This is a genomic window from Peptoniphilus sp. oral taxon 836 str. F0141, assembly GCF_000179335.1.
GTDB classification, from domain to species: domain Bacteria; phylum Bacillota; class Clostridia; order Tissierellales; family Peptoniphilaceae; genus Peptoniphilus_A; species Peptoniphilus_A lacrimalis.
In genome coordinates, this window is sequence record NZ_AEAA01000067.1 from 57588 (window position 1) to 68006 (window position 10419).

Genomic DNA, 10419 nt, shown 5'->3' on the forward strand with positions numbered 1-10419 from the left:
TTATCTCTTATCCTCTAAAATATTTTTTACAAAATTATACTTTTCATTAATACTATCAATTTCTGTGCCATTAATCTTATCAGAAAATTTTCCACCTGGAAGAATATCTGCGTATTTAAAAATTTGGCAAGTCCTTTTGCCATCAACATTTATATCCATTACATAAGTTGGAATAACTTGACTTGAAATTAGCCTTGTGGTGTTTTGGGTCAGATTTTTTTCTAATTTAAGCTTTATCATAAGACCTGACTCGACACCTTTTTTCCCTAAATATCTTTGCCTTTGATTTGAAAGGGCGTTTCCCATTGAATAAGCTAAAAATTTTCTCTTTCCATCAATACTGAAATCTTGGAATTTTTGAACAACATGAGGATGGGATCCTAAAATGGCATCTGCTCCTGATGAAAAAAGTAAGTCTTTAAGCTCAACTTGTCTTAAAGAAGGACTGTATTGATATTCGTTACCCCAATGAGGGATAACAACAATAAAATCTACCTGATTTTTTAAAGCTTCTATATCTTTTTTTACATCATTTGTCGCAAAGGTATCTATCAAATATTCCTTGCCCCTAACAAGGGAGTCCATTCCATTTAATAGATCAGTATAGGCTAAAAAACCAATTTTTATATTATTTTTTTCTATTATTTTTGGTGGATGATTTTCATCCAAATATGTACCTACATTAATCATTTGCCCATCATTAATTGCATTAATAGTTTGAAAAATCCCATCAACTCCAGTGTCAAGGCAGTGATTATTTGCAGTAGTTAATACATCAAAACCTACACTTTTTAAACCTGTGACTGTTTGAATAGGAAAATTAAAGCGAGGAAAACCACTTAGAGCCTTATTTTTATTTATAGTTCCTTCGAAATTTGCTAAGGAAATATCGGCACTTTTTATGTCATCTTCAATATTTTTAAAATATATTGAAAAATCATAAGAATCACCAACTCTTGCATTACTCACCAAGGGTTTGTGAAAAATCATATCACCCATAGCTAGAATTTCAACATATGTCTTTTTATCTTCTTTTATAGTTTCTTGTTTAGTTTTTTTAGTTTTATTTTCTTTACTTAAATTCGTTGAATTTTGACATGAAGTAAATACTAATAAAAATATCAAAAATATGCTAATTAATTTTCTCTTCACAGTTTAAAGTTTCCTCTTGACTAAATTGGCAGCCACAATAGCATTGCCTATACATATTAAATTTATTGGAAAGCTCAACGGAGCGTTTAAAACCATTTTTCTTTTTAAAATCTGAATAAAGATAAGTAACTCCATAAATATTTCCCAAATAATTTCCTAACTTATTTAAAACTTGAGAATCTTTCCACGGAGATATGCTAAGAGTTGTGGTAAAATAATCAAAATCTCCTTCTTTGGCAAGCTGTGCAGTTTTAGAAAGCCTTAAATTAAAACATTTGAGGCATCTGCTAGAGCCTTCACCACCATGCTCATATCCTTGAACTGCTTTTAAAAAAGCATCCTTATCATATTCAAGGACTTGAACTTTTACTTGGTCAGCTATGCCAAATTCTTTTATAAATCTCATTTGCTCCTTAGCTCTTTTCATATATTCCTCATAGGTGTCAATATTTGGATTATAATATAAGACTTGAAGCTTAAAATAAGGATAAAGCCTTTCAATTACGGCTGAAGAACATGGTCCGCAACAAGAATGCAAAAGTAGAGTCGGCTTATTTTGTAAATCAATTTTATTTATTATTTTTTCCATTTCTAAATTGTAATTGATCTTATTCATAGCTACCCCCTAAATAAAGATTAACATAAAAAAATGGACCGGTCAAAACCAGTCCTTTGGTCGGGATGAAAGGATTTGAACCTTCGACCCCATGCACCCCATACATGTGCGCTACCGGGCTGCGCTACATCCCGTTAATGAATAAAATTTTAGCACATATACATTAAAAAATCAATTTATTTTTATAAAGACCAGCCATTCTAATCAGACTGTCTTATTTTTTAAGCTCAAAATATTATAAAAATATATTATCAAACCAATAACTACAAGTATAAGGCTTAGAAGTTGAGAAACTCTAAAAGGACCAAAATATAAGGAATCTGTCCTCATTGCTTCAATAAAAAATCTTCCACAACCATAAATTATCAAATAAAGGGTAAAAAGTTGCCCTTCAAATTTTTGCCTTTTACTTACAAAAAAATATAATAGTATGAAGATAAAAAAATCTAGCACAGATTCGTATAAAAAAGTTGGATGAACCTTAATGCCATCAACCATTATTCCCCAGGGTAAGTCTGTTGGTCCGCCATGAGCTTCACCATTGATAAAATTTCCCCATCTGCCTATAGCTTGCGCCAAGGGAACTGCCGGTGCCAAGCAATCTAAAATGGTCATAAATTTAATCTTTTTTATTCTAGAAAAAATATAGGTTGCAAGAAGACCTGCAAGTATACCACCATAAATTGCCAAACCGCCATTTCTTATAGCTAAAATTTCTCCCGGATTCTCCCTGTAATAATCCCACTGAAAAATTACATAATATAATCTTGCACCGATTACTCCTAATAAAATTACAAAAATCCCTAAATCTGATGAAAATAAGTTATAAAGTCCATCTTTGTAATTATATCTTTTGCCCATTTTTTCTGCTACATTTATGGCAAGAAAAGCACCAATGGCAATTAAAATGCCATACCATCTCACCTCTAATCCAAAAAGCTTAAAGGCGACTGGATTAATTTTCACTTTCTAATTCCTCCATAATTTGAACTCCAGCAGAAACTCCAAGCCTTGTTGCTCCGTTTTCAATCATAAGCCTTGCTTTTTCTAAAGTTCTTATTCCACCGCTTGCCTTAACTCCCATCAGATCTCCTACAGTTTTTCTCATCAAGGCAACATCTTCTTCTTTTGCCCCTCCAGTAGAAAATCCTGTTGAAGTTTTAACAAAATCTGCACCAGCTTCTTTTGAAAGTTGGCAAGCCTTTATAATTTCATCTTTTTCGAGCAAACAAGTTTCAAGTATAACTTTCAAAATTTTTCCCTTATTGTGAGCTGCCTTAGCAACTTCACTTATATCTCTTAAAACTATATCGAAATTCTTAGATTTTAAAGCTCCAATATTAAGAACCATATCCACTTCATCAGCACCTTTTTCTATGGCATCAGTAGTTTCAAAAACCTTTGATTCTGTAGTAGTTGCCCCTAGTGGAAATCCTATAACTGTGCAAATTTTTACATCTGTTCCTTTAAGTTCTTCTTTTGCAAGTTCAATATTTGATGAGTTTATGCACACAGACATAAAATCATATTCTTTTGCTTGCCTGCACAATTCTTTAATAGATTCTTGTGTAGCATCTGCCTTTAAGAGCGTGTGGTCTATATATTTATTTAGTTTCATAAAATCCCCCTAATTGTTCTATTATCTTTTCTATATTTATATGCCCCTTTTAATTTATTTAGCTTATAGATTCATAAAGCGAATTATCTTCAAAATGCTTATTTATATAAGTTAAAATTTCTTCGGTCTTTTGGACTTCCCTCTTATCTGTATCGCTTAGCTCAAGATAAGTATATTTTTTTGTACCTATTGCCATAAAAAAATGTTTTAAAACTAATTCTGCACCCAAAAACTGTTGATCAGTTAAAGGAGCACCCCCGACAAAAAGACCAAATCCCAACTTATTTTTAGGTAAAACTTCCTTACGCAAAAATTTCCTTGACCAATAAAGTTGCATCCTGTCAATAAAAGATTTAGAAAGGGCTGATACAGAATTAAAATAAATTGGTGATGCAAAAATCACAACATCACTATTATCAATCAAAGGATAAATATCAGTCATATCATCTTTTACAACGCATCTGGGAACTTTGGCACAGCCGTAACAAGAGATGCAATTAGAAAAACTTAAATCTTTTAAAATAATTTTTTTTACATCAAAATCTTTAAATTTTTCTTCAATAAAGATATCGAGAAAATTTTCTGTACTCCTATGTCTCCTCTCACTTCCCATAAGAGCCAAAAGTTTCTTTGTCATTTTCTAATCTTCTTGATCCCAATTAGTGTAGACATCTTGAACATCATCGTTGTCTTCAAGGGCATCTATTAATTTATCCATCTTCTTTATATCATCTTCATCAGATAATTTAGAATAATTTTGAGCCACAAAAGTAATATCACTTTCTACAAATTCATATCCATCTTCTTCAAGTTTTTTTCTGACATCGTGATAACTTTCAGGGACTGTTACAATTTCTACCGCATCTCCTCTATCAACAACATCTTCAGCACCATAATCAAGGGCAGATAAAATAAATTCATCAAGATCCATATCATCAGATTTTAAAATACCAATAATTCCTTTTTCTTGGAACATAAAGGATACACATCCGGGAGTTCCCAAATTTCCGCCATTTTTATCAAAAATGTGACGAATATCAGGAGCTGTTCTGTTTCTGTTATCAGTCAAACATTTAACCATAACAGCAATACCGCTTGGACCGTAACCTTCATAAGTTATAGTTTCAAAGTTTGAAGAATCATCTTCACCCGCACCTTTTTTTATGGCTCTTTCTATATTATCATTTGGTAAATTTTCAGCCTTAGCCTTATCAATTGCAACTTTTAATTGAGGATTAAAATCTGGATTTGCTCCACCTTGTCTAGTTGCAACAGTAATAAGTCTGGCAAGTTTTGTAAAAACTTTACCTTTTCTAGCGTCTTCCTTACCTTTTTTATTTTTTATATTATTCCATTTTGAGTGTCCACTCATATAATCACCTTTTCTATTAAATTATTTCTCTACCTATTATAACTATTACAAATATTTTTGTAAAACTATTGTTAGATAATACTTGATTTTTTATGCAAATTTATTATACAATAATTTTTAGAAATTATGAAAAGAAAAAAAGTAATTTAATCTCAAGAAATTGCAGAAAATGCAAAGATTTATCAATATTAACCCTTTACTTTTTTTCCAACTAATAATATAATACTAATGGCTCTTAATTATCGCGGCAAAATATAATAGGAGTTGAATTTAATGGCAAAAATGATGGGACCCAGATTCAAATTATCTAGAAGATTGGGACTAAATGTATGTGGCCACCCAAAAGCTATGAAAAGAGCTCAAAGAGGTAGTGCCAGAAGTGATAAGAAGTTAACTGAATACGGTAAACAATTATTGGAAAAACAAAGACTTAGAGCTTACTATGGACTTTTAGAAAAACAATTCAAAAATCTTTTCATTGAAGCTCAAAAAGCAAAAGGACAAACAGGTCCTAACCTTGTTTCTTTCCTAGAAAGAAGACTAGATAACTTATGTTATAGATTAGGCTTTGCTTCTTCAATAAGACAAGCAAGACAAATGGTTCTTCACGGACATATACTTGTTAATGGTAAAAAAGTTGATATACCATCATACAGATGTGACGTTTCTGATGAAATTTCCCTTTCTCGTAAGGGCAAGAAGGTAGAACTTTTCAAGGAAAATTTCAATACAAATTTCCCTGTATCTTATCCTTATCTTTCTAAGAATGAAGATTTCAAAGGTAAATTAGTAAGTCTACCAAATAGAGAAGATATTCCAATAGAAATTGAAGACCAATTAATAGTGGAATACTATTCAAAGAATATGTAATAGAAGAAGGCTCCTTTTGGAGTCTTTTTTCTTTATTAAACAATTTTAAGGAGATTTTTATGGATGATGTTAAATACAAAGAACTAATTTCTGTCACAGATCAAATGATATTTAAAGAAATATGCTCCATGCTTGATGAAAAACAAATCCCCTACCTTACTGATGATGATGGAGATTTTTTGCGACTAATATCAGGATTTTCAACTTTTGAACAAACAATTTATGTATCAGAAAAAGATTATGAAAAAGCAAAAGAAATACTGGTATATTATAAAAAAGATTATGGCGATAAGAATTTATATTAATAATAAATAAATTTATGAAAGTACCCTTTTTACAACAAAGAATAAAAAGGGTATTTTTCTTATATCAGATATTGGTGACTATAAAATTTTTAAATCTTTTTTTCATATCACAAACAAAAAATTAACAAAAAGAAAATTTTTTATTTAAAAAAGACTACCCCAAGGGATAGTCTAAAAACTACTTGTGTTAAGTTTTATTTTTCTACTACTATGTTAATATTTTTAATACCATAGTCTTCTTCTAATTTCTTATAGGCTTCTTCAACTTGTTTTTGGTCAAAACCGTATATTGAAACTTCTTCTCCGTAATTTAATACTTCAAATTTCAACTTATCCCCTTGATAAAGGCTTAGTTTATAGAAGTTTGGTATATTTTTTTCATTTAAAAAATTATCCAGTATAACTTTTTTAAAGTCATCATCTGTTGGACCTTGAAATATTTCTTCATATTCACCGTCTTCATCATAGGCTGCATAATCTCTTAATAATTTTTTTATGAGCTTATCTTCTCCTAAGGCAATTACTTGGAAGAAGTCAGTTTTTTCAAGGTATTTTTTCAATAGCTTTTTTAAATACTTAAGGTCTAGATCAGTATCTATAAATACATCATTTTCAAATGTCAAATAATACATTTATTCATCACTCCCACTTGTTAGTAAATCAAAACTTACATAACTATCAAATTTGCTGTCTTCACCGTAAAAACTGATGCTTGTGAAAATAATCTTATATTTTACGCCACCATTTTCACCGCTTATAGCTAAATCTTCTGGATTTATCACACCATTAGCAGTCTTTAGAGTTTTTAATTTATCTCTAAGGCTTTTTAAATCAATTTCTCTCAACAAATCTTTTTTATCTTTTCTTGTCAAATAAATTTCTATTGTTGATGGATTGTAGGCAAAAGTAAAATTATCAACTTTTGTATCTTTATTGTATACTACATTTCTAATTAATTTAGAGTAGCCACTCACATCTACTGATGAGGGATTGTCATAGTTATAATAATAGTCCTCATAATTTGTTTTGTCTTGACTTTTAAAGCCAAAGGTGTTTAACATTTTTTGGTCTGAAAATTCAAAATCTTCATCTAAATAAGGAATATCAGGTTTTATATGATTATTTGTTAAATAAAGCAATATACTTGTTATTTGAGCTTTATCATCTTCTGATATATCTTTATTTTTAACTATGCTATTACTCTTTAGCATATTATTTTTTTCTAATATTTTTGTTAGTCTTGCAATTTGAGATTTTTCAGACATTTTATAGCAGGATATTGGTCCTAAGCTTGAAATTAAAATTATTATGGAAAGGATAAATGGAATTGTAATATTTGAATTTTTCTTATAAATAATATAGTAAATTTCACTTATCAGTACCCAAACACCAGTTGCCACTATAAAATATCTATTTTCTGTAAGTCCATATTGGTTTATTCTTAAGCCTATTGACAAAAACATCATACAAAGCAAGGGTATGATAGCAAAGGGATAATATTTTTTAAATGTATTTACAAATTTTTTATTAATTTTTTGTAAGAAAAATTGAAAAAATACCGTTACAACCGCAAACCATAATACAAGATTAACGATTATTCCATCTGGTAATTGCCAATTTATTATTATTTTTAAGAAATATAAAAATAATATTGCAGTGTATGCTAACACTAAGGGCAAAATTACATAAACTAATAAAACTTTAATAGATTTTGAATAATCGTAGTCTATAAATGATTCGCTTGCTTTAGGAAACTCTGATAAAAATATGCCGACATTATAGGGAATGAAAATAAAATAAAATATTTTTAGATAAATATTTGATGGAAAGTTTGCAGAAAATAGGGAATTTATTGCAAAAATTATTGCACTTATACCTATATAGGAAACTATTGAATATATGTTGGAAATGATAAAAGCCTCAAAAATATTTGCAACATAAGATACATAATCTTTATGGTAGAAAATTTTAGCAATATAGGACGCTAAAACTACAAATAGAGCTATCATTCCAAAATATATATATTTATTTTCATAGGGGAAAAATCCCTGTTTTGTTATATATATAATATCATAAAATCCATACATTATTGGGATTGACAATATATAAACTAAGACTGTAATAAATTTTATCTGTTTATTATCCTCTGCATTTTTAACATTTGACTTAGCAGATTCCAAATATAGGGATATTACTGAATATAAAAATATTCCACCTATAAAAAATGCTCCCAATCTATTGTTGTTGATATTTGCAAGATCTACATCTCTAAAATTTAATGCTCTTGCTAAATTATAGGCTGCTAAGAGTGAGCACAACATAGCAAGAGGAAATCTTTTTATTGATGCTGTATAGTTCATAAAAGTTCTTGTGATAAATCTGTATAGTTTCATAGAACCTCCTTATAACAATAAAAAAATTATAAACCATAATCTACAATTATACAAGTTTTTTCGATAAATTAGCCATTTTGTAACTTTTTTGTCAATTTTTATTCATATAAATTATATGTCCTTTTGAGATGGTATATATTACTTTTCCTATTAATTTTTCTCCCTTAAAGGGTGTATTTGAGGATTTTGACTTGAAAGTTTCAATGCTATACTCTCTTTTGGGATCAAATATTAAAATATCTGCTCGTGAACCTTCTTTTAATGTTCCACCAGGTAAATTATATTTTTTGCATGGATTTGTTGACATAAGTTCTATAAGTTTATTTATACTTATAATATTTTTTTCAACCAGTTCTCTTACTCCTAAACCTAAGGCTGTTTCAAGACCAATTATTCCAGAGGGAGCTTTTGTTAGTTCTCTATTTTTTTCCTCTTGTGAATGGGGGGCATGGTCTGTTGCAATTAGTTCTAAAGTTCCATCTTTTATTCCTTCTAATATAGCTTGTCTATCTTCTTTAGTTCTTAGAGGGGGATTCATCTTTGCCATTTGTTTATATTTTAAAAGGGCTTTATCTGTCAGGGTGAAATGATGTGGAGTAACTTCTGCAAATACATTTGCACCTCTTGATTTTCCATAACGAACAAGATCCACACCTCTTTTTGTTGAAATATGTTGAATATCAATTTTTGCTCCTGTATTTATTGCATATTCAACATCTCTTGCAATAAATGATGATTCAGCAAGAGAAGGAGAGCCATAAATATTAAATTTTTCAGATACTTCCCCGTGATTTATGCCGTTATTTTCAATTAAATTTGGGTCCTCCTCGTGAAAAGAAATTAAAGTATTAAGCCTTTTAGCTTCTTTCATGGCTTGCAAAATTAATTTTGAATTTCTGTTGGGAATTCCATCATCAGTAAAACCTACTGCTCCTTCCTGTAAAAGTTTCTCCATATCTACAAGTTTATTATCTTCAAAATTTTCTGTTAGGGCAGAAACCGTATAAACATTTATTGGCAATTCCTTTGCCCTCTTGTAAAATTCTTTCACTTTTTCGGGAGAATCCATGACAGGATTTGTGTTTGCCATACAAACTACTGAAGTATATCCTCCAGCTATTGCAGCCTGAGTTCCTGAATATAAATCTTCCTTATAAGTAAAGCCGGGATCTCTAAAATGCACATGGACATCTACAAGTCCTGGACAAGCAATCAAATTTTTTGCATCAATTATTTCTTTATCATCTGTTAAATCACTTGCAATTTTATTTATCTTGCCATCTTTTATTTGAATATCTGCAATTTTATCAATATTTTGCCAAGGATCAATGACCCTAGCGTTTTTTATAATCATTTTCTACCTCTTTTTTTATTATTAATATTATTATATAAGAAAAGAAAAATTTGAAAAATATTATTTATCTTATACTTACTAAAGCATTTAATCTGACAAATTTTTCTTAAAATTTTTAGCTAAAGAAAAAGTCCCAAGCTCATCCAAAAACTTAAATAATAAGCTTGGTCAAAAAAATCAAAAGATGTTACAAGTGTTGGAATAATCCTGTAGTTTGAAAAAATTCTTTACTTTCACTTATAAGTGAAGTTGTTCCTAAAATAATAATAGGACTTTTATATCTTCTTGCCATGTTAAGTGCTTCTTTTATATCTGGACTTGTTTCAACAAAAATTTTATTAGCTAAAAGTTTTTGCCTTTGCTCATCTGTAAAGACATAATGAGAGTTTGATGTTTTTGTTAGAATAATATTTTTTGATATATCTTTTACGCCACTTACAACTCCAAAAAAATCCTTATCGTCAGGAATACCTACAATACTTGTGATATCTTCAATTTTCAAAGCTTTCAAAGATTCTTTTATGGGTTCAAGACTTTTTTTATTTATACAAGCATCTAAAATTATCAAGGGATTTTTACTAATAATTTCAAATCTTGCCGGATATTTTAAATATATGAGATTTTTCTTAATATCTTCTATCGGTAAATCTTCATAAATATCTATGGCGCAAGCCAATGCAAGCACAGCGTTTTTAACCTGATGCAGACCTATCAAAGGTATTTTTATATTTTTAATTTT

11 protein-coding genes, 1 tRNA gene and 1 pseudogene are annotated in these 10419 nt (G+C 29.5%); 2 read left to right on the forward strand and 11 right to left on the reverse strand.

Annotated elements, in window-relative coordinates:
* From HMPREF9131_RS03005 to HMPREF9131_RS03035, 7 genes are all read right to left on the reverse strand, one after another.
* A complete protein-coding gene (locus HMPREF9131_RS03005; protein WP_009345250.1) occupies positions 1-1152 on the reverse strand; it encodes a CapA family protein in 1152 nt (383 codons plus the stop codon).
* Entirely contained in the window at positions 1133-1768 is a 636-nt protein-coding gene (locus HMPREF9131_RS03010; protein WP_009345241.1) for an epoxyqueuosine reductase QueH, read from the reverse strand. The genes HMPREF9131_RS03005 and HMPREF9131_RS03010 overlap by 20 nt, the downstream gene beginning before the upstream one ends.
* A 57-nt stretch (positions 1769-1825) precedes the next feature.
* Positions 1826-1902, reverse strand: a tRNA-Pro gene (locus HMPREF9131_RS03015).
* Positions 1903-1972: 70 nt separating this feature from the next.
* On the reverse strand, positions 1973-2734 hold the full coding sequence (lgt, locus tag HMPREF9131_RS03020; protein WP_009345290.1) for a prolipoprotein diacylglyceryl transferase: 762 nt from the start codon (positions 2732-2734) through the stop codon (positions 1973-1975).
* Positions 2724-3386: a deoxyribose-phosphate aldolase gene (gene deoC, locus HMPREF9131_RS03025; protein ID WP_009345283.1), complete on the reverse strand. Its 663-nt coding sequence runs from the start codon at positions 3384-3386 to the stop codon at positions 2724-2726. Before deoC ends, lgt begins: the two co-directional genes overlap by 11 nt.
* Positions 3387-3444: 58 nt before the next feature.
* A complete protein-coding gene (locus tag HMPREF9131_RS03030; RefSeq protein ID WP_009345285.1) occupies positions 3445-4023 on the reverse strand; it encodes a flavodoxin family protein in 579 nt (192 codons plus the stop codon).
* 3 nt (positions 4024-4026) lie between these two features.
* Positions 4027-4758, reverse strand: coding sequence for a YebC/PmpR family DNA-binding transcriptional regulator (locus tag HMPREF9131_RS03035; RefSeq protein WP_004826276.1), 732 nt, complete (start codon positions 4756-4758; stop codon positions 4027-4029).
* Between the two features lie 273 nt (positions 4759-5031).
* Here HMPREF9131_RS03035 and rpsD point away from each other — a divergent pair, with 273 nt between their 5' ends.
* Positions 5032-5628, forward strand: coding sequence for a 30S ribosomal protein S4 (gene rpsD / locus HMPREF9131_RS03040; RefSeq protein ID WP_004826321.1), 597 nt, complete (start codon positions 5032-5034; stop codon positions 5626-5628).
* A 59-nt stretch (positions 5629-5687) separates the two neighbouring features.
* Positions 5688-5933, forward strand: a complete 246-nt coding sequence (locus HMPREF9131_RS03045) for a putative signal transducing protein (RefSeq protein WP_004826273.1) — start codon at positions 5688-5690, stop codon at positions 5931-5933.
* 194 nt (positions 5934-6127) lie between these two features.
* Here the strand turns inward: HMPREF9131_RS03045 and HMPREF9131_RS03050 are convergent, their stop codons facing one another.
* The 4 genes and pseudogenes from HMPREF9131_RS03050 to HMPREF9131_RS08460 all read right to left on the reverse strand — a co-directional run.
* Complete coding sequence (locus tag HMPREF9131_RS03050; protein WP_009345259.1) at positions 6128-6565, reverse strand: hypothetical protein; 438 nt, start codon at positions 6563-6565, stop codon at positions 6128-6130.
* The gene (locus HMPREF9131_RS03055; protein WP_009345266.1) at positions 6566-8326 is read right to left on the reverse strand and encodes a DUF4153 domain-containing protein; all 1761 of its coding nucleotides are present in this window, start codon (positions 8324-8326) and stop codon (positions 6566-6568) included.
* A 91-nt stretch (positions 8327-8417) separates the two neighbouring features.
* Positions 8418-9680: a dihydroorotase gene (locus HMPREF9131_RS03060; RefSeq protein WP_009345257.1), complete on the reverse strand. Its 1263-nt coding sequence runs from the start codon at positions 9678-9680 to the stop codon at positions 8418-8420.
* Positions 9681-9867: 187 nt separating this feature from the next.
* Positions 9868-10419: pseudogene (locus tag HMPREF9131_RS08460) on the reverse strand (bifunctional folylpolyglutamate synthase/dihydrofolate synthase); the annotation flags it as partial.